Below are 22,266 nucleotides of genomic sequence, written 5' to 3'. Positions count from 1 at the left end.
CAGAGAGCACGATGTGCCGTGATGCCGATTGGCCATGCTGCCGCCGTCAACGGCGGGGATCCGCTCACCGCACTCGTTGCAGTACGTGGGGTGTTCCAGCTCGGTGGTTATGAGTCTCGTTCGTTGGCGCTGATGTGGCAGGCGTAGACGTTGGCGGTACCGTCGTCGGCGAGGCGGGCGGTGGCATCGAATGCGCCGGCCGGGCGGAAGGCGCTGTGTCGGCCGGTGCGGATGCGGTATGCGAGGTTGGTGGCCCGGTTCAGGTTGCCGAGGGTTTCGATGTGCGCCCACTGGTCCGGGTGTTCGCGGAGGGCCTGGGCGGTGTCGTGTGCCTCCTGGCTGCGGGTTGGGGCAGGCAGGGGTTCGAAGCGGGCGTGCATTCAGCGGTCTCCGGCGGTCGGCAGGGCGGCTTCGGCGAGTTCCCGGATGCGGGCTGCTGTGCGCCACTGGTCGTCGGTGAGGTGTTCGCACAGCTCGTTGGCCAGGCGGGCGACTTCGGCGAGGACCAGTTCGGCGCCGGTTCCTGGCGTGGGGGTGCTCTGCTCGCGGTCCGGGCCGTGGGACGTGGGGGATGCCGTCGTGTGGTTGGTTGCGCGAGCAGAGTGATTCATGGCGAATGTTCCCTTGGCGGTCAGCGGTTGTTGCAGCGGCAGGTGTTGGTGATGGGGTTGAACCAACTGTCGCAGGAGTTGCACCACGTGGCTCCGGGCATCGGAGGGATCTCGGAGTGCTGCTTGGTGCGGTCGTGCACGGGGTCTGTTTCCTTTGTCAGAAGTTGTCGGGGAGTTGAGCGCGGGGGCCGTCGGGGGCGAGGACGTTCACGATGTGGTCGAGGTCTTTGGGCCGCCACAGTGCGGCTTCGAGGCCGCACGCGGCGAGGTGCTTGAGCCAGTCGCGTTGCGCCGGGCGTATGCGTCCGGTGTCGGACTTGAACTCGGCGAAGATGATGCGTTTGGCCCTGGGGTGTCCGTAGACCTCGTCGGGCCATCCTGCGTCGCTGCGCTGCGAGTTGTGGGTGTGGTAGGTGAGGGTCCAGCCGCGGAGGGCTGCGATCTTGCGGACGTGCCGGCGGAACTGTTCCTCGGTCACGCGGCCCGCCTGCGACGCGGGGCGTCGGCCTCCAGGAGGGCGGCGAGGTGCGCGGCGGCGTCCGGGTCCGGTCGCGGCTGGTGCCGCAGGGCGGGCGTGGCCGGGAGTGCGGGGCGGCGGTGGCGTTCCTTGAGGAGTTCGGGCAGCGGGCGCTTCGTCTCCTCCCACAGGATCTCCTGCAGGGAGCGGCCGTATCGCTCGAGGACGAGGGCCTCGTCGAGGGCGTCGTTGTGGCTCGTGTGCTGGATGTCGTGGTGGTTGTTCAGGGCAGGCATGTTCGTTGCTCCATGGGTTGGCCGGGACCCGCAGGGGGGTGCGGGTCCCGGCCGGAGGGGTGGCTCGTATCTGACGAGCCGTTCCGGGCGGGCGGGGCGCGGGGGGTCGCTGCCCGTCCGGAGGCTGGGTGGATGGTCGGGCCGTGCCAGGGCCTGACATCACTCAGAACCTAACACGAAGATATGCACTGACCTATTTCTGGGTCAGTCGACGATGGCGAGTTCGTCTGGCTCGTACGGGAGGGGCTTGGGTGCGCCGGGCCACTGCACCATCACGAGCCTCTGGCCGCTGATGGGGTCGGTGGCGTGCCCGCGTACTTCGCCGAAGGGGCGGAGCATGCCCTTGGGGGTCGGTCGGGCGAGCGTCACGCCGGCGTGCTTCTCGAAGCCGTCCATGTAGGTCTCCTGGCTGTTCAGGTAAGGGAGTTGCGGGCGATGAGCGTGAGGGCGTGGCCCCACTGTTCGGTGACGGGCTCGTTGAACGTGAAGCCCGAGTCGGGGGCTTCGAGTTCGGCGACCCGCCAGTCTGTGCAGGTGCCGGCGGGCGGGTGCTCGAAGTGCTGGATGGTGCCGTCGTGCAGGGTGATGGCGAGGCGGATCGTGCCGCTGGGGCTGATGGTCGCGTTGGTCTTGCTGCTTGCGACCAGGGCTTCCGCGGTGAGTGAGTCTCCGAGAATCACCGAGTTTCCTTCTTGGGTAGTGGCCTATTTTTGGTCAGGTGAGGGCTGCGAAGCCTTCGCAGATGGGGCAGGTGTCGCCCGTATTGGGGTTGGTGCCGTCGCTGCACGCGGGGCAGGGTAGGTGTCGGCCGGTGCCGTGGCAGGTGTCGCATTCGCGGGTGTGCTCGTACGGCCCGTGCAGGTAGGTGACGGTGCCGCCGCCTTCGCATTCGTCGCATTCCGGGGCGTGGGCGCCGGTGACGGTGATGGCGTCGACGATGGTCGGGGTAGCGAACACCTGCTCCTCCTTTGCTGGTTGGTCGGCGTGGGCTACCCCCTCACCTCTTGAATTAATTCTACTATCCATGGTGGGGGTGTCCACTCCCCGTCAGTGACCTCCGCCACTCCCCGTTACAGCGTTATGCGGCGAACAAGCCTTCCTGCACAGGCTCTGCCTGCGGCCCGGGATCGGCGCCGAGATGCTCTATGTGCTCGGTGAGCGTCCAGTCGAGCCATCGCCACTGGGGGAGAAGCGGCCGCGGCGAAGGGCCGCTTCCGCACACCAGGGAGGTGACGCCTGCTGCTCGGGCCGCGTTCACGACGGGCGTGCGCTCCAGGATCAGCAGGTGTGGTCTGACGCGGTGGACGGTGGTGTCGTCCAGCCACACCTCGCAGTACCGCCTGTCCAGATGCGTGAGCATCGCCAGGCGGTGAATGTCGCCCCAGGCCGGGTGCAGACCACCAGGTTTGACCCACAGCCAGGTCCCCGGCCGGATGTCTCCAGGCCCGCTCGGCGTGTGCGCGTACGGAGGGCGCTGGCGGCGCCTGCGTTTCGGCGGGGCCGGTCTGGGTGGCGGGTAGTGCGGGTGCGCCTGGTGGTACTGGTGCAATTCTTCGGCGAGCGCGGCTGTCCGGTCGGCGTGACTGTAGCAGCGGGGGCCGGGATGCCATCGGCGCGGCTTGCTCTTCTCCCAGTACGTCGGTGAACCGCACTGGCATCGGCCCTCAGTGAGTTAGGGCTCGGCTGTCTCGCACGGCCAGGCGCCGGTACAGGTTCGGCATGTCCACGGTGTGGAGGCCGAGTTCGGCAGATGCGCGTCCGGCAGGAAGAACGGCCGCGGCGGGGTGTAATTCGCCACGATGTCAGTCCCCTGTGTGCGCGGCCAGGGCGGTGGCCGCGTTCTGGATCTACCCGGCGGTCCAGGAGGATCCGCTGAACTCCAGGCGGGTGAGGACCTCTCCGCCCTCGGCCAAGGTGACGTTGCACGTGCCCCTGTTCAGCTGGAGCTTCAGGTGCCGGCCACGGCTGTGGTCCTGCGGGAGGCGAAGCTGCGACCAGCCCAGTGCCGTCGAATCATCGGCGGCGCGCTCCGGGGTGTGGTGGCCGACCGAGTTGAGCAGCGCCTCGTCGTGGCGGCATCGGCTGTAGCAGGTCAGCAGGGCTGCCCGCGTACCGTTCATAAAGAAGGCGTGACGCGTGGAGGTCTGGCGTGCCTTGGTGCGGACCTCGACGTGCGGCGCCGCCGCGTGCACGGTGCGATGGAGCCAGAACCCGTCACCGAGTTCGTCCCGGTGCCGGCGGCCGAGCTCCCAGCCCTTGACGTGCAGGATGCGCCGCCAGGTCCATTCCTGTCCGCTGCTGCGGTACTGCGGGTCTTCTGGCTGGTCGGTCATCCACAGTGTGGTGACCGGCGTGGCGTTGAACGACGCGTCCGGGCTGACAGTCGTCTCGATGCGGACCAGGACGCGCGGGCTGTTGAAGGTGATCTGCTCGGTGGAGGCGTTCAGCTCGGTCAGCACCGGGCAGTTCTCGCAGTCCGGCTTGCGCTGAACGCAGGGTCCGAAGCCGCCCCACCGGGCGCGGCGGGTGTCGTAGCTCTCGAAGAGCGTCGGGTATGAGGTGGGTATCAGGGCGCACTGTGCACCGCCCGTCCAGATGTGGGCGTTCAGGGTCAGGCGGTTGAATCCCTTGCCGTCGGCGGGTCGTGTCGGTGCTGGCGCAGGCAGGTAGATCGGCATAAAGGCTCTTACTGTCAGGGGGAGTTGAGGTCAGGAGGCGTTCCGCTCGTCTGGTGTGGCGTTGCCCTTGCCGGAGTGGAAGGCGAGGAGGGCGACGAGCGTGCGGTCGGTCCGGCGGCCAGGGTGTTCTGCATAGAGCCGTCCCACGATGAACTCCTGCTCCAGGTGGCGTTCGAGATGGAGGAGCCAGCCTGCGACCGTGGTGATGGTGCTGTGTGCGGGCGTATGGGGGTTGGGTTCTGTCGCGCCGTGCCAGGTCAGGATCACGGCTGGAATGTCGTCCAGCAGTGTGGGTTGGGCTCGCCAGCCCGGGCGGTCCTTGTCCGGCGAATGGGACCTTATGTGGCGGCGGTGTAGGGCGCTTCGGACATCGCTGAGCAGCGCCTCGGTGCTCGTGCTCACAGACTTACTCCTTGCCGGGGTGCGGGTGTCAGAACAGTTCTTCTTGACCGTCGACGTCGCCCGGTTGCTCGCGGCCGGACCGACGCGGGCCGGGATCAGGGACGGTGTCGCCGAAGAGGGCGGCGGTGCCGAACCGGTCGGGTACGGCAGCGATCCGAGCAGGGCCCGCCGGTACGGGAAGTTCGTTGGGGGCCGCTGCGTCGAAGTCGGCTCGGCCCATGACGGTCCAGTCCCTGCGGGTGGTCACTTGCTCTCCTTGTGAGGCTGGGCGGTCCCGGAGGCTTCGAGGACGGCGTCCGCCCAGTCCCGTACGAGCGCGGTCCCGGCCCGGCCTGCCGCCTCACCAGGGGTGTGGCCGTCCTCGAGGGCCTTCAAGTAGCGGGCCGCGGTGACCTCCAGAGCGTTGGACGACGTGAAGGTCCGCATGAGGCGATCGATGTTCGTGCCGTGCATGTGGTTGAGGGCCCTCGCGGCGAAGGCGACGATCATGCCGACGTCGTTGCCGAGCTGCTCGGCCTGGGCGGGGCTGAGGGGCGCGCTGTAGCGCATGACGAACCTGGCTCCTGTGCAGTGACGGGGTTTCGGGAAAGAAGCGGCGCGGAGTTGTGGCCGCGCCGGCCGGGGTGCGGACGCGGTTGCCCGCACCCCCGGAGGTGAGCCGGTCAGGCCGCGACCGGGTCCCGCTCGTCGGCGGCGTCCGCCTGCTCGGTGCTGTGGTCGGCCTCGGCCTCCGGGTTGACCGTGACGAGCTGGCGGGCCTCGGCGTGCGCCTTGGCCTGCTTGAGCTGGAAGCGGGCCTTCGTCAGCGACTCGGCGACCCGGTCGAGCTGCTCCAGGCGTGCCCCGACCTGCGTCTCAAGAGTCTCGGCGAGCTTCAACGGCTCGGTCTTGCCGATCTCGTCGAGCAGCGCCCGTACCTGCTCGATCTTGTCGAGCGTGCTGCGGGTCTTCTTCTGCGCTGCCGCGCGCTCGGTGCGCTGCTCCTCGGTCATCTCCTCGACGACCATGAGGACGGCCTGGTCCTGCTGCTGCTTCATCGCGTAGGCGAAGTGCACGATCTCGTTGTCCGAGGCGAACTCGCCGCGTACGAACTTGCTGAGGACGGAGCCCTGGTTAGCGAGGTTGAGGGCGGCGATCTGTACGGCTGCCTGCGTGCCGATCTTCCCGTCCTGTACGAGCTCCTGGACCTCTATGCGCAGGTCCAGCAGGGCGAGGCGCAGCTTCACGTAGGTGGTGGTCTTCGCGAAGTCGGCGGCCACCGTCTCGATGGTGGCGCCTTCCTCCTCGTCGAGGATCCGCTGGTAGCCGTGGGCCTCCTCGAACGGGGTCATGTCCTCGCGGGTGATGTTCTCTGACATAGACCGCTTGAACCGCTGGAGTTCGCTCTTCTCCGAGGTGATGTTGGCGCGGATCTTGGTGCGGCCGAGGATCTGATGGGCGCGGAAGCGGCGCTCGCCGGAGACGATCTCGTAGCCGCCCTTCTCGTTGTCGGGGCGGACCTCGATGGCCTGCATGAGGCCGTAGGTGTCGATCGAGGTGGCCAGCTCGTTCAGCGCGTCCTGGTCGAAGTACTCGCGCGGCTGGCGCGGGTTGCGGTGGACCTGGCTCATCTTGAGGACGCGCTGCATTTCGGGCTCCAAGTGGTGCTGGTGAGGTTTCTTTCTCCCTCACCTTTTGAGTTAATTCTACTATGTATGGAGGAGGTGTCCACTCCCGGAATCCCACGCCAACGTGACCTCGACCACGCCCTCAAGCGGGCTCTGACATGCGGAAACGCTGACGGGCGCCGAGGAGATCTCGGCGCCCGTCAGCGTCACCTACAACTGCTCGTCCGCATGCTTGCGCCAGGCCCGCACCTGCGGCGGCGCCCCCGAGACGGGAACGGCGAAGCACTCCTTGCGGATCGGGCACACCCTGCACACCCGCGCCGCCGCCCGCTCGCCGCCCGGCCCCTCAAGCTCCGTCCGACCGTGCTCAGTGCACAGGGCCGCCGACCATGCCACGGGCCGGGCCAGCACATCGCGCCGGTCTGCGAGTCCGGCCAGCGCGGCCATGCGGTCCGCATCGCGGCCGCGGCCCGACCCCGCCCGGGCGGGCTGCGCGGCCAGCGCCAGAATGCGGTCAACGTCGATCACCCCTGCCCCCTTGTCCCGGCAGTGCGTAGACCGGCTGCCCCTTTCCGGCCTTGTGCGCAGCGCCGCCGTCCCGCGTTACAGCCTCGCCTCCGTCTTCCCCCGCAGCCCCAGGCGGGCTGCCTCGATACGGTCACCTGTTAGTGCCCCATTCCCGCGCCACCGTCGACCGGGATCACCGCACCGGTGATGTAGGAGCCCTCATCGATGAGGAACCGCACGGTGCGCGCGATCTCCTCGGGCTGCCCGAGACGGCTGAGCGGGATCTGCCCAAGCAGTGCCTTGATGCGGTCCTCCGGCAGAGCGGCGGCCATGTCCGTGGCGGTCAGCCCCGGCGCGACGACGTTCGCGGTGATGCTGCGCGAGCCGTACTCGCGGGCGATGGACCGGGCCAGTCCGATCAGCCCGGCTTTGGAGGCGGCGTAGTTGGTCTGTCCGGCCTCCCCGTGCATCGCGGTCGCCGACGAAATGAAGACCATCCGGCCGCCCTTGGCGCGCAGCATGCTCGGCAGTGCGCGCTTGGCGACTCGGTAGGCGGCGGTCAGGTTCGCATCGAGGACGGCGGTGAAGTCGTCCTCGCTCATGCGGGCGAGCAGCCCGTCACGGGTGATCCCCGCATTGGAGACGAGGGAGGTGACCGGGCCGTGCTCGGCCTCGGACTGCTTGAACGCCAGGTCGACCTGCTCAGGGTCGGTCACGTCACATCGCACGGCAAGGAAGCGACCCCCGGTGTGCTCCTGGCCTGGCAGGTAGGAATGGGCGGGGGGCTCGCCGGAGCGGTAGGTGACGGTCACATTGTGGCCGGCCTCGGCAAGCTCGGTAGCTATGGCGTAGCCGATGCCTCGGTTACCGCCGGTGATGAAGACGCTCATGCCTGACACCTCTGGGATCGTCGTCGATGCAATGTCCGCCCACGGCTCGTCGCCCGGTGGGGCAGAGATCGGAGGCGAGAAGGCCGTCGAGGAAGGTGACCCCGGCGGCGGTGCCACACATTGCCCGGATTCCAGTCCGTTAGGCCGGTTCTAGGCGTGCCGGTACCCGCACAACCGGCACTGCGAGTGCGGGTTATCGCCCACCCGAGGTGTCGGAATGTCTGGAATGACACTGGACATGCCCGTCTTGTACGACAGGACCCTCAAGTCGGACACACGTATAAGCTGCGTTAGGGTTCCCTAATACTTTTCCTGTTCTTTACTTCAGGGGAGCTCTTCACCTTCATGTCGCGGAACCTGCCTCCGATCACCCGCATGCTCAAGTCCTGGCGCGAATCACGCGACCCGCACGCCGTACCCGGATTCACCGCCCGCTACGGCGCGCGCCGCCGCACAGGCCTCACCCAACGTGACCTGGCCGAACTCACAGGCGTGACCGAGGGCTGGTACGGAAAGCTGGAGCGCGGCGTCCTCGATCACGTCGGCGACGAGTTCCTGGAGAGGATCGTGCGCGTCCTCGGCCTGGACAGCGCGCAACGCGCCCACCTGTGGCTGGAGGCCAACGGCTGCGAACCGCCACCGCTCCCGCACTCGGACGCCAGCTCCATCGACCCCGTCGGCGCGGCTATCGTCCACAGCCAGATATATCCCGCGTACACCTACACCCCCAGCTGGGACGTACGCGTCTTCAACGAGGCCGCGGCCCGCGACTACCCGTGGATGATGCACGGCATCAACGTCATGATCTGGGCGCTCACCTTCCCCGAGGCGCGCCTGCAGCTCATCGACTGGGAGGAGGCCTGGGCCAAGCCCATGGCCTCACAACTGCGCCTCGCGCACAAAGCGAACCCGGACGACGCACGCCTCAGCCAGGTCTGCGACCACATCAGGCAGGCCGATCCGGTCGCCCGCCGAATCCTCGACGACGACGTCACCACCGTCACCCATCCCGACGGCGACCGCCGCCGCGTCTATCTGCCGCACCAGCACGAGGAGACCGAGGTTGAGTTCGTGGCCCTGGAGAGGCTGGGCGACAACACCCGGCTCATGATCGTTGCACCCGGCGACCTCGCTCAGCAGGCCATGCCCTCCATCCCGGGCATGTAGTGACTGGGGGGCGTTCGCGATCGCCGACCGGGGTGCGGCTGGCTCCGCCCCGGTCGCTAACGAGTTCGCGATATTGGTTCAGCTGACGGGCTGGCGCCAGTCGAGCAGGACCCGCTTCTCCGGGGCCTGGCTGCCTTCGGCGCGGCCGACCCGAACATGCTCGATCTCCAGCAGTACCAGGCCCCGCTTCGACGCGAACGGGGCCGCACGCCACCAGGCCACCAGGTCGTGCACGTCACCGATCGGCAGGTCGGTCATCTGCTCCAGGTACTTCAACCGCACCTTGGACGTCCGCAGGTCTTCCTTGCTGGCCTGCTGCGCGGCGACGAACGCGGCCTTCACCATCAGCCCGCGCCCGTACAGGTCGCCGATGCCGGCGAACCGCTCGTTGGCCCCACCAATGTGCTCCTTCAAGCGGGCGATCTCCGCCTCGATGTCACGCTCCAACTGCTCAAGCCGCTCACGCGCCCCCGGCTTCAGCAGTTCAGCCAGCACGTGCTCGGCCACGAAGTCTTCGAGCTTCTCGGCGTTGATGCGTGTTCTCCCGCAGCCGTCGCACTTATACGACGGCGGGGCCTCGGCGTGGGCGCGGCTGCCGATCATGCCCTGCGTGCACTCGTCGCACACCGCGCACCCGCCGGTGACCAGGTACTCGTGGGCGTCACGCGGCGTGCCGCGCTTCTCGCTGCGCTCCACGAACAGATCCTGCAGACGCATGTAGACGTCCGGCTCCAGAACCCGCTCGTCCCAGCCCTCGATCGGCTCGCCGTTCTCATCCAGGCCCGCAAGCCGCGGATTGACCAACAGCCGGTGCAGAACTTCGCGTCGGAACTCGTTGCCACGCGGGGTCAGCATGCCCTTGCTTGTCAGCCACCGCGTCGCCTTGGCTTCCGAATCGCCACCGAACAGCAGCGTGACGGCCTCCCGCAGCAACGGCGCCTCCTTCGGATGCACCACCCCTGCGCGCATGTAGCCCGACAACCGTCCCACGCAGCTGACTCCGATCAATGATTCGCACCTGCGACCCCTTGCGTCGGCGACGCGTTAGGAGTCCCTTAGACCTGACATAGGCCAATGTATATCTGGGTGGAGGGCTATGCCTGCGTAAGATCCCGTGAACCGGCCAGCCTTAACGCGATATTTGCAGGCCAGGTGGGCGTCACCTGCTGGCAGGTGTGACGCGGCTCATGGCAACCCGTACGGGGCAATCTGCATCTTCATCAGTTACATCCACGCCGGAGCGAGGTAGAAGAGGGCCCGGACGTGCCCAAACGACGCAACGTCCGGGCCGCATAGGTGGCTACACATCCAGGGTGATCCCCAGTGCCTTCCACAAGCTAGCCGTCGACACTTTCTGCGTCTGACCCAGCGGAATCGTCTGCGCCGGGAACGAGCCGTCCCTGATCAACTCGTACGCCTTGTCCGAACCGATCCCCAACGCGCGAGCCGCCGTCACCACACTTACCGCAGCCGGCAGGGACCTCACTTCTTCGACCGACATCCCGCCGCGACGCCCCTCGGAACGAGTACGCTGCACGGTCATCACAGATGAGGACAAAGGTGGTCACATCCCTCTTCCCCGCGCCACCTGGCAGGAAGCATACGGCGCCCAAGGAAGCGCATCCTTCGCTACAGCATGATCAGGGCACGTAAGGAATAACCCGGCACAATCAGGGGGAACCGCGTGTTCAACGGCAGTACCTACAAGCGATGCGCCTGCAAGGAACCCGTACTCGACGCATCCGGACAGCCCGTGCCTGACAGCAACGGCCAGCCCAAGCTCCGCCAGGTCGGCTCCTCCTGCCCCCAGCTCAAAAAGCGCGACCACGGCTCCTGGTACTACTACGTCAAGCTCCCCGACGGCCCCCGCGGCGAACGTCGACGTCCCCGCAAGGGCGGTTTCCTCAAGCAGAAGGACGCCGAGAAGGCAGCGCAGAAGATCTGGGACGCAGCCCAAGACGGCGTCGACGTCGAATCCAAGGAGACCGTCAGCGAGTACCTGCACCGCTGGCTCAAGAAGCGGGTCGATCTCAAGCGCAGCACCCGTGACGACTACGAGGCCATCCTCACCGGCGTCTTCATCCCCGCCCTCGGCCACGTACGGATGCTCGAACTCCGCGACCGCCACATCCAAGAAGTCTTCCAAGAGATATGGGACCTCAACGAGGTCAAGAGTGCCAATCGCATCGCCGCCCAGCAGGCCAAGACGATCTGCGACATGGCCTACAAGGCATGGAAGACCGCCCCGCAGCCCAGGCCGCCTGAGCTGCGCCAGGCCTGGCACCAGGCCCGCGAGGCTCTCAAGGAAGCACGCACGAAACCCCGCCAGGACACCGGCCCCGGCCGGCAGCTGAAGGTTCTCAACACCCTCTCCAAGGCGTTGGATGACGCGGTCGCCGAAAAGCTCATCACCGCAAACTGGGCCAAGCTCGTCACGATCCCCAAGTACGACAAACCCGACCCGCTCGTATGGACCGACGAGCGCGTAGCCCGCTGGCGTGAGACAGGCGAAAAGCCCGGCCCCGTCATGGTGTGGACCCCGCAGCAGACAGGCGAGTTCCTCGACGCCGCCGTCGCACACCCTCTCTACGTGATGTGGCACCTCATGGTCTTCCGCGCACCCCGCCGCGGCGAGGCAACAGGCCTGCCCTGGACCGAAGTCGATATGACCAAGGGCACCGCCAACATCGTCGAAACCCTCGTCACCAACTCTGCCTACGAGGTCTGGGAAGACACCCCCAAGAGCCGCGCAAGCCGACGCTCGGTCACCTTCGACCACGCCACCTTCGCCCTCCTCACTGCTTGGCGCGACGTCCAAAAAGCCCAGCGCAAACAATGGGAAGCCAAACACCGCGCCGAACCCGACACGTACGGCCCCTATGTGAACAGCGGCTGCGTCTTCACCCAGGCCGATGGCAGCCCCTGGCACCCCGACAACGTCTCCCAGGCCTTCGAACGCTTCATCAAGCGCCTCGGCCTGCCGCCCATCCGCCTGCACGACCTGCGCCACTGCGCGGCATCCCTCAGCCTCGCGGCTGGCCTGTCCATGAAGGCCATCCAAGCTCTTCTCGGGCACGCCTCCTACTCGCTCACCGCCGACACCTACACCTCCCTCATGCCGCAGTTCGAGCAGGAAGCCGCCAACGCACCCGTCAGCCTCGTGCCACGGCAGAACTCGCCAGAGAAGCCCACCGACCCCGACGGCGACAAAGAGACGGAATCGACACCTGCGAACGTGCCTCAGAGAACGCCTCAACTCACCCTCGTGCACGGCGAAACCACCAACGAGGCAGCAGCCTGACCCAGCAAGGCCCCGAAGTTCCCTTCGGGGCCTTGTCCGCGCTCACGGAAGGAGTGGTCAGCAGGCGGACCAATCAGCGCGTCAGGCTGTACCGCAACAGACGAGACCGGGCGTCCTCCTCCGACAAGCCAAGAGCCCTGCTGATCGACTCCCAGGACAGTTCGTCAGCCTCGGCGTATTGGGCTGCACGACGGCTGACGCCCTTGGCGGTGCGCTCCAGTGCTGCGACCGCCTTCAACGCAGCCAACGGCGCATCATCGGTAAGCGCGTACAACTGCTCCTCCACACGCCCCAACAGCTCCTCCAGCTCCGACGGCAACGGAATCGTCTGTGCCTCAACGCCTCGAATGTGCTGCAGCCACTCCTCGTACGGCTCCGTCAGCGGAAACTCCTCTGTGAAGGCGTCGACTTCGTCCCACTCGATCGCGTACTGACCCTCACCGCGCCAGCCACACGAGCACGCACCCCGCGCCGTAGTCGCCCGAGGACGGTTCAGGATGCCGCTGTACGCCCACCACTCCTGCGTCCTATGGAAGTCGGCGCCGCTACCGGCATCGAGCGTCGCTGGCTCCGGCTCACTGCCGTCAGGCAAGACCGCGCCCACCCAGCCCTCGTGAGACGCCCCGAACGCCTCGGTCTTCCACGACATGGCATCTCCGCTCTGTGAGTGCTTGCCCAACCCCACGATGCCCTGGCCTGTCCGCCGATGAGCGGTAAATCCGCAGACTGGCCGCGCGTCCTGCCCTTCGTTCAGACATCCGGCGCGGCCAGGCATCCAAGCGAGGTCAGCCGCTCGGCCAACTCGGCTCTTGACCCGCTAGCCCCGTCCAACGGCCCGCCTGGCGCAGTGTCCCCACCCTGTCCCCACCGCAACGGAACAGCCCCCTGGAAGACCATTCCCAGAGGGCTGTTGCGTGCGTTTGTGCTGGTGAGAGACCTGCGACAGAAGTGGATCAAAGGTCAGTCTCACGCTTTAGGAGAGCGGTGCTCTATCCCCTGAGCTACGAAGGCGAGGCCGTGGCCGTGAAGGCCACAGGCGTCAGCGTACCGGATCTGTTCGGGCGGGGTGTGGGGTCAGGTCGGCGGTACTCGGGTGAAGCGGCCTGCCGCGTGGAGGTCCTGCTCGATGCGGGTCGCCGTGGCGCGGAGGTGGGGCAGGATGTCGCGTTCGCACTCCTCGGGCGTGTGGCGGGCGACGTGCATGGCCACGTTCAGGGCGGCGACCGCTCGGCCCGTGCGGTCGCGGACCGGGACAGCGATCGAGCGGAGGCCCTCCTCGAGTTCCTCGTCGACCAGGGCGTGGCCCTGGGACCGGATCTCGGTGAGGAGGCGGGTGAGGGCCTCCGGGTCGGTCAGGGTGTGCGGAGTGAGGGGGAGGAGAGGGGAGGGGAGGGGGCGGTCGGACGGGGGGAGGTCCGACAGCAGTACGCGGCCCATTGATGTCGCGTAGGCCGGCAGCCGGGTGCCCACCGTGATGTTCACGCTCATGATGCGGCTCGTGGCGACGCGGGCCGTGTACTGGATGTCGTGGCCCGACAGTACGGCCAGCGACGTCGACTCGTGGACCCTCCCGGCGAGTTCGGCCATGTGCGGGGCCGCGATCTCGGGCAGGGACGTGCGGGAGAGGGGCGGGAAGCCGAGGGACAGGACGCGGGGGGTCAGGGTGAAGGTGCGGTCCTGTGTGCCGACCAGACCGAGGTGTTCGTAGGTGATCAGTGCTCGGCGGGCCGTCGCGCGGGCCAGGCCCGTTGCCTTTGCCACCTCCGTCAGGGTCAGGGCGGCGCGGCCCTCGCCGAAGGCCGTCAGGACCGTCAGGCCGCGGGCCAGGGACTCCACGAACTCCCGGCCCAGTTCCTGCTTCGACGCGCCGGTCCAGGTCGCGAGGCCGGAGGGCGCGGCGGACGGCTGGGGCGGCGGTACCTCGCGCAGGTCGTCCTCCATCACCCGTACCGCCGCCCGCAGCCGGGCGAGCAGGGTGTCGCGCAGGTCCGCGGCGGTGTGCCGACTGGTGTGGCTCACGACGTTCGCCGCGCAGGCGATACGGCCGGTGCGCGGGTCCCGTACGGGGACGGACACCGCGACCAGGCCCGGTTCGATCAGCTGGTCGTCCAAGGCCCAGCCGTTCGCGGCTGATTCGGCCACCCGTCGTTCGAAGTCATCGTCCGAGGACGGGCGTTGGGGTGGTGGTACGGCCGGGAAGAGCGTCCCCTCCCGGTCCGCTGCCCTGCGCTGCCGCCAGGCCCGCCAGTCGTTCTGCGTCCACTCCGTCGCGAACAGGGCGCCCGGCGCGGTGCGTTCGGCCGGCAGCAGGTCGCCGATGCGGAAGCTCAGGGACATCGCGCGGCGGCGGGTGGCCTGGTGGATGAAGCGGATGCCGTCGCGGTCGGCGACCGCCAGGGAGACGGATTCGTCCAGTTCGTCGGCGAGGGCGTCGGCGCGTGTGTCCAGCAGGGCGGGCAGCCGCAGGGCGGAGAGGTAGGCGTTGCCCAGTTCCATCAGGCGGGGGGTCAGGATCACGTCCCGGCCGTCGAGGCGGACGTATCCCATGCGGGAGAGGGTGGCGGTGATCCGGTCGACCGTGGAGCGGGCGAGGCCCGTGGCCCGTTCCAGGGCGCTCGGGCTCAGCGTCCCGCCGGCCTCGGTCAGCCGCCTCAGCACGGCGACCCCGCGGATGAGCGGCGCGACCGCCTCGGCCGGTACGTCAGGGGAGCCGTCGGCCGGTACGGCGGACGACGCGGCCCGCACGTCGGGAGAAGCGGTGTCGGCGTCCATCGTGGGCTTCGCGGGCATCGGGTCTCCGGTACGGCGGTCGGGGCATGCCTACCGTAATGCGGAGAACCCCGGTGCATTGCGGCTCGCTCACCGCCGGGTCACCAGCACCTGGTAGCTGCGCGAGCTTCCGGAGCCCGCCGTCCCCGCCACCGTGATCCGGATCCCGCGCTTCGGGTCCTTGAAGACCTCGCCGGGGGTGAAGGGGGCGTCCGACAGTTCCGCATGGACGTTGGGGCTGCGGGTGCAGCCGCCGCTGTCGCGCCGGGAGTCGTAGACCTTCACCGGTCCCATGCCGGTGTCGACGGCCGCGTCGACCTTGTAGATCAGTACGCCCGGGCGGCACACGGCCTCGTCGTTGCCCGCGCGGACGCGTACCTCCACGGCGTACCCGGTGCGGCTGCTGAGCGGGACGAAGACCAGCTTCGGGCCGCCCGCGCGCTCCAGCGGGGTCAGGGTGTGCTCGGTGGTGCCGTGCCGTGAGGCGCAGCTGACCTGGGACGGGTCCAGCCAGCCGAGCTTCCACTTGTGCCAGCCGAGCAGGTCGTTGTTGGCCCCCCAGTCCTCGCTCATGATGTCCCAGTGGCCGACCGCGCCGCCGCCCGCCTGGGTGTAGAGGTCGGGCAGGCCGAAGACGTGGCCGTTCTCGTGCGGCAGCACCCGGTAGCCGGTCCTGGCGTAGGAGCCGGAGCCGTCGTCCTGGCGGGAGTAGACGAAGGAGGCGTTGGCGACGAGGACGCCGTCGGCGACCGGTGCCTCCGAGTTGCCGGCGAAGGTCACCGACAGGACCGTGTCCAGGGCGGACGGGCCGGCGTTCGGCGTCACCAGCACGTTCAGGAAGTCGTAGTCCTGGAAGTTCACCTCGGGGTCGGCGGCGCTCACGATGTCCTGGACGAGCTCGCGGTAGCCGGAGTCGAAGGGGGCGCCGCGTTCTATGCCGTACGCCTTGAACGGCTTCGGCATGCGCAGCCAGTGCGGGATGGGGGTCTCCGGGCGGTAGTCCAGGCGGCCGTAGGAGGAGGTGCGGAACCACTGGCGGGTCTTCGGGAAGAACTCGTGGAAGCGGTCGAGGGCGTTGCCGGGGCCGGGTGCGTCGGAGAAGTCGATCATCAGGGTCAGGGCGTGGACGGTGCCCGTGGAGCGGGAGTAGCCGGCGCCGGTCGGGACGCCCTCCGACAGCTGGATGGCGTGACCGCCTTTGATCAGGCAGGGGCTGAGTACGGCGTTGCGGGCCGACGCGATCGGGCCCGCACCGGCGGTCGTGGAGGGCGCCGTCAGGTGTCCGGTGCCGGCCGAGGTGCTGACCGCGAAGGTCAGGGCTGTCACGGACGCGAGGGCGGCCGCGCGGCGTGGACGTATCCCACGGCAGAGCTGCATGCACGCGTCCTTCGTCCATGGCAGCCGGCGGCATCGGACTGCGCCCTTTCGATCACCCTGATTCGGGGGCTGCGCGGGCGCGCGCTGGAGGAGCCCGAACGTGGGGTTTCGCCGAGAGGGTGCTGTGACTCAGGTCACATCAAATCTCTTCGTCAACCTGAAATAACCGGGGAGCGTCTCCCCGTTTAGTCAGGTGTCCGAGCGAAACGGGGAGTGCTTCCCCGGATCGCATCAGCACCACCAACGAGGAGCACGCCGTGACCGCCACGACGACCGCGGAGCCCGCGCAGCGCAAGGTGACGCGGCCGCGCGCCGACGCCCTGCGCAACCGGGAGCGGATCGTCGCCGCCGCCCGGGAGATGTTCACCGAGTTCGGCCCCGAGGTGCCGCTCGACGAGATCGCCCGCCGGGCCGGCGTGGGCAACGCCACGGTGTACCGCAACTTCCCCGACCGCGACGCACTCGTCCGCGAGGTCGTCTGCTCCGTCATGAACCGGACGTCGGAGGCGGCCGAGCTCGCGCTCGCCGAGACCGGGGACGCCTTCGAGGCACTGGAGCGCTTTGTGCACACCACCGCCGACGAGCGGATCAGCGCACTGTGCCCGATGATCCAGACCACCTTCGACCAGAACCACCCCGACCTGGAGGCGGCCCGCAAGCGGGTCGAGGAGTTCGTCGAGGAGCTGATGGACCGCGCCAAGCGGGCCGGACAGCTCCGCCCGGACGTGGGCGTCGGCGACCTGATGATCGTTGTGGCGCAGCTCAGCCGGCCCCCGGCCGGCACCGACTGCGTCGTCAGCGACCGCTTCGTACACCGCCATCTGCAGCTGTTCCTGGACGGACTGCGGGCCCCGGCCCACTCCGTCCTGCCGGGTGCAGCCGTGACCGTTGAGGATCTGCGCCGGCCCTGCACCGATTAGTTCAGGACTCCAAGCGAGTCGACACTCTCGAAACTCACCGGCCGTCCCGGTAGACGAGCCGTCCCCGTTACGACACCTTTTTCCGTCACGAAGTCCCGAAGTGGGTACCCCCATGTCTGCAACAGCCTCAAAGGCTCCAGGCGCCGTCGAGAACACCGGCGACGCCAATCGCTGGAAAGCGCTCGTCTTCATAGCGCTCGCCCAGCTGATGGTCGTGCTCGACGCGACCATCGTGAACATCGCCCTGCCGTCCGCCCAGACCGACCTGGGCATCTCGGACGGCAACCGGCAGTGGGTCGTCACGGCCTACGCCCTCGCCTTCGGCGGTCTGCTCCTGTTCGGCGGCCGGATCGCCGACCTGTGGGGCCGCAAGCGCGCCTTCGTCGTCGGCCTCGTCGGCTTCGCCGCCGCCTCCGCGCTGGGCGGAGCCGCCACCACCGGCGCCATGATGTTCGGCGCCCGTGCCCTGCAGGGCGTCTTCGGCGCGCTGCTCGCGCCCGCCGCGCTCTCCCTGCTCGCCGTGATGTTCACCGACGCCAAGGAGCGCGCCAAGGCGTTCGGCATCTACGGTGCGATCGCCGGTGGTGGTGGCGCCGTCGGCTTCATCCTCGGCGGCGTGCTCACCGAGTACATGGACTGGCGCTGGACGTTCTTCGTGAACATCCCGTTCGCCATCGTGGCCGCGCTGGGTGCGTACTTCGTCATCCGTGAGCCGGAGGGCGGCCGCAACCGCAACCCGCTCGACATCCCGGGCGTGCTGCTCTCCACCCTCGGCCTGGTCTCGCTCGTCTACGGCTTCACCCGCGCCGAGGCCGACGGCTGGGGCGACACCACCACCGTCTCCCTGTTCGTCGCGTCGGCCGTCCTGCTGATCGCGTTCGTCGTCACCGAGGCCAAGGTCAAGGCCCCGCTGCTGCCCCTGCGCGTGGTCACCGACCGCAACCGCGGCGGCATCTACCTCTCGCTCGGTATCGCGATCATCGCGATGTTCGGCACCTTCCTCTTCCTGACCTACTACCTGCAGGTCATCAAGGGCTTCTCGCCGATCAAGACCGGTTTCGCCTTCCTGCCGATGATCGCGGGCATGATGGTCGGCTCCACCCAGATCGGCGCCCGGCTGATGACCCGGGTCCCGGCCCGGGTGCTGATGGGCCCCGGCTTCCTGGTCGCGGCCGGCGGCATGTTCTTCCTGACCCAGCTGGAGATCGGCTCGTCGTACGCCTCGCTGGTCCTGCCGGCGATGCTGCTGCTCGGCCTCGGCATGGGTACGGCGTTCATGCCCGCGATGTCCCTGGCCACCCTGGGCGTCGAGCCCCGGGACGCCGGTGTGGCCTCCGCGATGGTCAACACCTCGCAGCAGGTGGGCGGCGCGATCGGTACGGCCCTGCTGAACACGATCGCCGCCTCCGCGACGACGGCGTACATCAAGGACCACATCGCGACCGCGACCTCCAAGTCGCAGGCGCAGCTGGTCCAGATGCAGGGCGCGGTGCACGGCTACACCAACGCGATCTGGTTCGCCGTGGGCATGCTGGTGTTGGCCTCCGCGATCGTCGTGACCCTCGTCAACGCCGGCGGCCCCGGCTCGACCACCGTGTCGGGCTCGGCGGAGGGCGTCGAGGACGAGCTGGCCGTCCCGGTGGTCGCCCACTGACGGCGACCGTCCGGCGGTACCCCTTCGGAACCACCCGTACGCGAGAGGAAGGGGACGCCTCTCGCGTACGGCCCCGGGATCTGCCCTGGTTTCGCTGAGTGAGCGGCTCAGCGGAGCCAGGGCAGGTCCGCGCCCGCATCGGTGGGCTGGAGGCCCTCGGCGACGATCTCCATGATCTCGCCGAGGGCCTCCTGCTGCTGCGGGGTGAGCCGCTCGAACACCGCCTGCCGTACGGCCGTCACATGGCCCGGCGCGGTCCGCCCCAGCACCTCGGCGCCCGCGTCCGTCAGTACCGCGAACTGCCCCCGCTTGTCGGAGGGGCAGTCCTCGCGCCGCACCCAGCCGTTCTTCTCCAGGCGCGCGATCGCGTGCGAGAGGCGGGACCGGGTGATCTTCGACTTCATCGCCAGCTCGGTCATCCGCAGCCGCCGCTGCGGGGCCTCGGCGAGGCCGACCAGCAGCCCGTAGTAGATGTGCGGCATGCCCGCGTCCCGCTGCAGCTGGCGGTCGAGATGGTCCTCGAGAAGCATGGTGGCGTGCAGGTAGGAGCGCCAGATGCGCTGCTCGTCGTCGGTGAGCCAGCGGATCTGCCCGGCGGGTTTCGCTGCCGCGGGTACTTCCTCGGCGGATGTGGGTGCCGTATTCATGTATCCATCGTACGAGAGCTCTCCTTGAAACTTAAACAAATGCGGCGTATGCTCTGAAGCAGAGAGTTTGAGAGTTCAAGCATTGGAGTCGCCGCCATGTCCGCCGCCACTCAGGAGCGCATGCCCGCCCTCTATCTCAGCCACGGCGCGCCGCCGCTCGCGGACGACCCGGTCTGGCCCGGCGAACTCGCCGCCTGGTCCGCCGACCTGCCGCGCCCCAAGGCGATCCTCATGGTCTCCGCCCACTGGGAGGAGGCCCCGCTCGCGCTGGGCGCGGTGGAGACGATCCCGCTCGTCTACGACTTCTGGGGTTTCCCCGAGCACTACTACCAGGTGAAGTACGCGGCCCCGGGCGCCCCCGAACTCGCCGAGTCCGTGCGGAAGTTGCTCCGCGCCCCGGGTGTACCCGTGCAGGACATCCCGGACCGCGGCCTCGACCACGGTGCCTACGTCCCGCTCGTCGAGATGTTCCCCGCCGCCGACATCCCGGTGCTGCAGATCTCGATGCCGACCCTCGACCCGGTCAAGCTGATGGAGATCGGCCGCAAGCTCGCGCCGCTGCGCGACGAGGGCGTGCTGATCGTCGGCTCAGGCTTCTTCACCCACAACCTGGCCGCGCTGCGGCACACGGGCGGGGGAGTGCCGAGCTGGTCCTCGGAGTTCGACGACTGGGGCCGCAGGGCGCTGGAGGCCCGGGACTGGGACGGCCTGCTGGACTTCCTCCACAAGGCCCCGGCCGGTCGCTACGCCCACCCGCGCACCGAACACTTCGCCCCGCTGTTCGTGACCATGGGCGCGGCGGACGTCACCGGCGAGCTGGACGCGCAGAAGTCCGTGATCGACGGCTTCTGGATGGGCATGGCGAAGCGGTCGGTGCAGTTCGGCTGAGGGTTCGAGGCCTCTGCGGGCCTACAGCTCCTTCTCGTACCAGGCGACGTCCCAGTACCTGCCGAACTTCCGGCCCACCTCCCGGTAGGTGCCGACGTGACGGAACCCGAAGCGTTCATGCAGCCGCGTGGACGCTTCGTTGGGCTGTGCGATGCCCGCGTAGGCGCGGTGCAGGTCCTCGTCCGCCAGGGCCTCGAAGAGCGCCTTGTACAGCAGTGTGCCGATGCCGCGGCGGCCCGCGTGCGGGGCCACGTACACGGTGACCTCGACCGACGTCTCGTAGGCCGGCTTGCTGCGATAAGGGCTGGATGTGGCGTAGCCCAGAATTTCCTGTGTGTCCGCATCCGTGGCAACCATCAGCCGGTGCGGCCCGTCTACAGGGTGGGAGAGCAGCCAAGGAAGACGCTCTTCCGGAGTGAAGACGGCGGTATCGAATGTGATGGGCGTCTCACGTACGTAGTGGTTGTAGATGTCGGTGAGAGCGTTGAGGTCCTCCTCGGCTCCTGGCCTGACCTGCACCTCTGTACGTTCTGACACCCTCAGGCCTCCCTCTGTGGCCGGACAGGGTACTGCATGATCAGAAAAATTGGGGGGCGGGTTGGGAATTCTGTCCGGATTCCAGTCGTTGTTTCCATCAGATGCAGGGCACCCGACCAAAGTGCTCAGCGGCACTCGAAGGCGAGTGCCCGGCGTCTGAGAGACCACCCGCCAGCCCACCATCGCAAGGGAGCACGCATGGCAACCCGTGCCGTCGCCCGTCGTAAGTCCGCCACCGGCGAGACGGCCGACGCGGCAAGCAGTGTTCGCGCCCACGCCGGCGAGATCGCCGACCGTGACCTGGTCGGCATGTACCTCGACGAGATCGCGCGCACACCGCTGCTCGACGCCGCCAAGGAGGTCGAGCTGTCCCAGATCATCGAGGCGGGTGTGTTCGCGCGACAGGTTCTCGAAGGGTACGAGGAGTCCAAGGCCGAGGCCACCCGCGAGGAGCTCGAGGCCCTCGTGGCCGACGCCGAGCGCGCCAAGGACGTCTTCATCCGCTCCAACCTCCGCCTGGTCGTGGCCGTGGCGCGCCGTTACCCCCGTAGCGGTCTGCCTCTGCTCGACCTGATCCAGGAGGGCAACGCGGGTCTGGTGCGCGCGGTCGAGAAGTTCGACTACCGCAAGGGCTTCAAGTTCTCGACGTACGCGACCTGGTGGATCCGTCAGGCGATCACCCGCTCGATAGCGGACCAGTCGCGCACCATCCGCCTGCCCGTCCACCTGGTGGAGGAGCTGGGCCGGATCCGCCGTGTGCAGCGGGAGTTCAACCGCGAGCACGGCCGCGAACCGGAGCCCGCGGAGATCGCCGCCGAGCTCGGCTCGAACCCGGACCGTGTGATCGACGTCCTGGACTGGGCCCGCGACCCGGTCTCGCTGAACATGGCGGTGGACGACGAGGGCGAGACCCAGTTCGGCGACCTGCTCGAGGACACCTCCGCGGTCTCCCCCGAACAGTCCGTCCTCACGCTGCTCCGCAGCGAGGAGCTCGACCACCTCATCGGCCGCCTCGACCCGCGCACGGCGTCCATCATCAAGATGCGCTACGGCATCGACGACGGCCGTGAGCGCACGCTGACGGAGGTCGGCAAGGAGCACGGTCTGACCCGTGAGCGGATCCGGCAGATCGAGAAGCACGCCCTGCTGGAGCTGAAGAAGCTGGCTCGCGACACGGGCTTCGAGGCGGCGGCCTGACGAGCGGTCACGGGGGCGTGTACGGCATGCGGTGAGAGCCGGGTGGTGTACGCGCCGGTGGCCGCGCGCGCCGGGTGGCGAAAGACCGCGCAAACATGGCCGTCCGACGCCGCTTCAACCGTCGGAACCAGGGAACAAGACTTCAGGGCACAGGAGTTCGGCGGCATCGTCCCGCACCCTGACCGACCGGACCACTGCAACCACCGGACCAAGTCCCGACGCACATCCCCCCCGGCGGCGGGACTTTCCTGAGCCGGGCTTCGGCGCCCCTCCCCCCGGGCGCCGGGGCCCGGCTCCTTTTCGGGGGCGCGCCGGGATCTCGCCGGGACACACATGACGGCGGGCCGCCCCAGACCTGAAC

Annotated in this window: 28 protein-coding genes; 6 read left to right on the top strand and 22 right to left on the bottom strand. The window is 68.4% G+C overall.

The annotated features are described in order from the left end of the window. Positions 1–107 precede the first annotated feature (107 nt). The 15 genes from AB0N07_RS32985 to fabG form a co-directional block, all read right to left on the bottom strand. Complete coding sequence (locus tag AB0N07_RS32985) at positions 108–380, bottom strand: hypothetical protein (RefSeq protein ID WP_365841384.1); 273 nt, start codon at positions 378–380, stop codon at positions 108–110. Then, the gene (locus AB0N07_RS32980; protein ID WP_365841382.1) at positions 381–611 is read right to left on the bottom strand and encodes a hypothetical protein; all 231 of its coding nucleotides are present in this window, start codon (positions 609–611) and stop codon (positions 381–383) included. 157 nt (positions 612–768) lie between these two features. Then, the gene (locus AB0N07_RS32975) at positions 769–1,089 is read right to left on the bottom strand and encodes a VRR-NUC domain-containing protein (protein WP_365841380.1); all 321 of its coding nucleotides are present in this window, start codon (positions 1,087–1,089) and stop codon (positions 769–771) included. Beyond that, positions 1,086–1,364, bottom strand: a complete 279-nt coding sequence (locus tag AB0N07_RS32970) for a hypothetical protein (RefSeq protein WP_365841378.1) — start codon at positions 1,362–1,364, stop codon at positions 1,086–1,088. Before AB0N07_RS32970 ends, AB0N07_RS32975 begins: the two co-directional genes overlap by 4 nt. A 204-nt stretch (positions 1,365–1,568) precedes the next feature. After that, positions 1,569–1,760: a hypothetical protein gene (locus AB0N07_RS32965; RefSeq protein WP_365841376.1), complete on the bottom strand. Its 192-nt coding sequence runs from the start codon at positions 1,758–1,760 to the stop codon at positions 1,569–1,571. Between the two features lie 17 nt (positions 1,761–1,777). Beyond that, the gene (locus AB0N07_RS32960) at positions 1,778–2,044 is read right to left on the bottom strand and encodes a hypothetical protein (protein ID WP_365841374.1); all 267 of its coding nucleotides are present in this window, start codon (positions 2,042–2,044) and stop codon (positions 1,778–1,780) included. 34 nt (positions 2,045–2,078) lie between these two features. Continuing rightward, entirely contained in the window at positions 2,079–2,321 is a 243-nt protein-coding gene (locus AB0N07_RS32955; RefSeq protein WP_365841372.1) for a hypothetical protein, read from the bottom strand. 121 nt (positions 2,322–2,442) lie between these two features. Continuing rightward, entirely contained in the window at positions 2,443–2,724 is a 282-nt protein-coding gene (locus AB0N07_RS32950) for a hypothetical protein (RefSeq protein WP_365841370.1), read from the bottom strand. Between the two features lie 487 nt (positions 2,725–3,211). Next, positions 3,212–4,042, bottom strand: a complete 831-nt coding sequence (locus AB0N07_RS32945) for a hypothetical protein (RefSeq protein WP_365841368.1) — start codon at positions 4,040–4,042, stop codon at positions 3,212–3,214. A gap of 30 nt (positions 4,043–4,072) precedes the next feature. Further along, complete coding sequence (locus tag AB0N07_RS32940; protein WP_365841366.1) at positions 4,073–4,444, bottom strand: hypothetical protein; 372 nt, start codon at positions 4,442–4,444, stop codon at positions 4,073–4,075. A 28-nt stretch (positions 4,445–4,472) separates the two neighbouring features. Next, a complete protein-coding gene (locus AB0N07_RS32935; RefSeq protein ID WP_365841364.1) occupies positions 4,473–4,691 on the bottom strand; it encodes a hypothetical protein in 219 nt (72 codons plus the stop codon). Continuing rightward, entirely contained in the window at positions 4,688–4,993 is a 306-nt protein-coding gene (locus tag AB0N07_RS32930; RefSeq protein WP_362758230.1) for a hypothetical protein, read from the bottom strand. Before AB0N07_RS32930 ends, AB0N07_RS32935 begins: the two co-directional genes overlap by 4 nt. Before the next feature lie 113 nt (positions 4,994–5,106). Next, entirely contained in the window at positions 5,107–6,072 is a 966-nt protein-coding gene (locus tag AB0N07_RS32925; RefSeq protein ID WP_365841361.1) for a ParB/RepB/Spo0J family partition protein, read from the bottom strand. 189 nt (positions 6,073–6,261) lie between these two features. Continuing rightward, entirely contained in the window at positions 6,262–6,579 is a 318-nt protein-coding gene (locus AB0N07_RS32920; RefSeq protein ID WP_365841359.1) for a hypothetical protein, read from the bottom strand. Positions 6,580–6,716: 137 nt separating this feature from the next. After that, positions 6,717–7,448, bottom strand: a complete 732-nt coding sequence (gene fabG / locus AB0N07_RS32915) for a 3-oxoacyl-ACP reductase FabG (RefSeq protein WP_365841357.1) — start codon at positions 7,446–7,448, stop codon at positions 6,717–6,719. Positions 7,449–7,793: 345 nt separating this feature from the next. On the opposite strand from fabG, the gene AB0N07_RS32910 reads away from it, so the two are divergent. Further along, entirely contained in the window at positions 7,794–8,615 is an 822-nt protein-coding gene (locus tag AB0N07_RS32910) for a helix-turn-helix domain-containing protein (protein WP_365841354.1), read from the top strand. A 78-nt stretch (positions 8,616–8,693) separates the two neighbouring features. Here AB0N07_RS32910 and AB0N07_RS32905 read toward each other — a convergent pair whose 3' ends face one another. Both AB0N07_RS32905 and AB0N07_RS32900 read right to left on the bottom strand, forming a co-directional pair. Then, positions 8,694–9,605, bottom strand: a complete 912-nt coding sequence (locus AB0N07_RS32905; protein WP_365841352.1) for a recombinase family protein — start codon at positions 9,603–9,605, stop codon at positions 8,694–8,696. Positions 9,606–9,915: 310 nt separating this feature from the next. Continuing rightward, positions 9,916–10,158 (bottom strand): DNA-binding protein, encoded by a 243-nt coding sequence (locus AB0N07_RS32900; RefSeq protein WP_365841350.1) that lies wholly within the window; start codon positions 10,156–10,158, stop codon positions 9,916–9,918. A gap of 210 nt (positions 10,159–10,368) precedes the next feature. Between AB0N07_RS32900 and AB0N07_RS32895 the strand changes: the two genes are divergently transcribed. Beyond that, positions 10,369–11,916, top strand: coding sequence for a tyrosine-type recombinase/integrase (locus AB0N07_RS32895; RefSeq protein WP_365841348.1), 1,548 nt, complete (start codon positions 10,369–10,371; stop codon positions 11,914–11,916). A 73-nt stretch (positions 11,917–11,989) separates the two neighbouring features. On the opposite strand, the gene AB0N07_RS32890 is transcribed toward AB0N07_RS32895, so the two are convergent. The 3 genes from AB0N07_RS32890 to AB0N07_RS32880 all read right to left on the bottom strand — a co-directional run bounded on the left by AB0N07_RS32890 (position 11,990) and on the right by AB0N07_RS32880 (position 16,062). Next, a complete protein-coding gene (locus AB0N07_RS32890) occupies positions 11,990–12,565 on the bottom strand; it encodes a hypothetical protein (RefSeq protein ID WP_365841346.1) in 576 nt (191 codons plus the stop codon). A 425-nt stretch (positions 12,566–12,990) separates the two neighbouring features. After that, the gene (locus AB0N07_RS32885; RefSeq protein WP_365841344.1) at positions 12,991–14,706 is read right to left on the bottom strand and encodes an IclR family transcriptional regulator C-terminal domain-containing protein; all 1,716 of its coding nucleotides are present in this window, start codon (positions 14,704–14,706) and stop codon (positions 12,991–12,993) included. A 69-nt stretch (positions 14,707–14,775) separates the two neighbouring features. After that, entirely contained in the window at positions 14,776–16,062 is a 1,287-nt protein-coding gene (locus tag AB0N07_RS32880) for a M6 family metalloprotease domain-containing protein (RefSeq protein WP_365841342.1), read from the bottom strand. A gap of 257 nt (positions 16,063–16,319) precedes the next feature. On the opposite strand from AB0N07_RS32880, the gene AB0N07_RS32875 reads away from it, so the two are divergent. Then, a complete protein-coding gene (locus AB0N07_RS32875; RefSeq protein ID WP_365841340.1) occupies positions 16,320–16,982 on the top strand; it encodes a TetR/AcrR family transcriptional regulator in 663 nt (220 codons plus the stop codon). Between the two features lie 112 nt (positions 16,983–17,094). Next, on the top strand, positions 17,095–18,636 hold the full coding sequence (locus AB0N07_RS32870; protein WP_365841338.1) for an MFS transporter: 1,542 nt from the start codon (positions 17,095–17,097) through the stop codon (positions 18,634–18,636). 107 nt (positions 18,637–18,743) lie between these two features. Here the strand turns inward: AB0N07_RS32870 and AB0N07_RS32865 are convergent, their stop codons facing one another. Next, entirely contained in the window at positions 18,744–19,283 is a 540-nt protein-coding gene (locus AB0N07_RS32865; protein WP_365841336.1) for a MarR family transcriptional regulator, read from the bottom strand. Between the two features lie 96 nt (positions 19,284–19,379). Here AB0N07_RS32865 and AB0N07_RS32860 point away from each other — a divergent pair, with 96 nt between their 5' ends. Further along, a complete protein-coding gene (locus AB0N07_RS32860; protein WP_365841334.1) occupies positions 19,380–20,171 on the top strand; it encodes a class III extradiol ring-cleavage dioxygenase in 792 nt (263 codons plus the stop codon). 21 nt (positions 20,172–20,192) lie between these two features. On the opposite strand, the gene AB0N07_RS32855 is transcribed toward AB0N07_RS32860, so the two are convergent. Next, positions 20,193–20,708, bottom strand: a complete 516-nt coding sequence (locus AB0N07_RS32855; protein WP_365841332.1) for an N-acetyltransferase family protein — start codon at positions 20,706–20,708, stop codon at positions 20,193–20,195. Between the two features lie 198 nt (positions 20,709–20,906). On the opposite strand from AB0N07_RS32855, the gene AB0N07_RS32850 reads away from it, so the two are divergent. Then, the gene (locus AB0N07_RS32850) at positions 20,907–21,905 is read left to right on the top strand and encodes a sigma-70 family RNA polymerase sigma factor (RefSeq protein ID WP_365841330.1); all 999 of its coding nucleotides are present in this window, start codon (positions 20,907–20,909) and stop codon (positions 21,903–21,905) included. Positions 21,906–22,266: the final 361 nt, after the last annotated feature.

This window comes from Streptomyces sp. NPDC051172, assembly GCF_040682555.1.
Classification (GTDB): domain Bacteria; phylum Actinomycetota; class Actinomycetes; order Streptomycetales; family Streptomycetaceae; genus Streptomyces.
The sequence above is the reverse complement of the archived record's forward strand: the minus strand, read 5'-3'. Positions and strand labels throughout refer to the sequence as shown.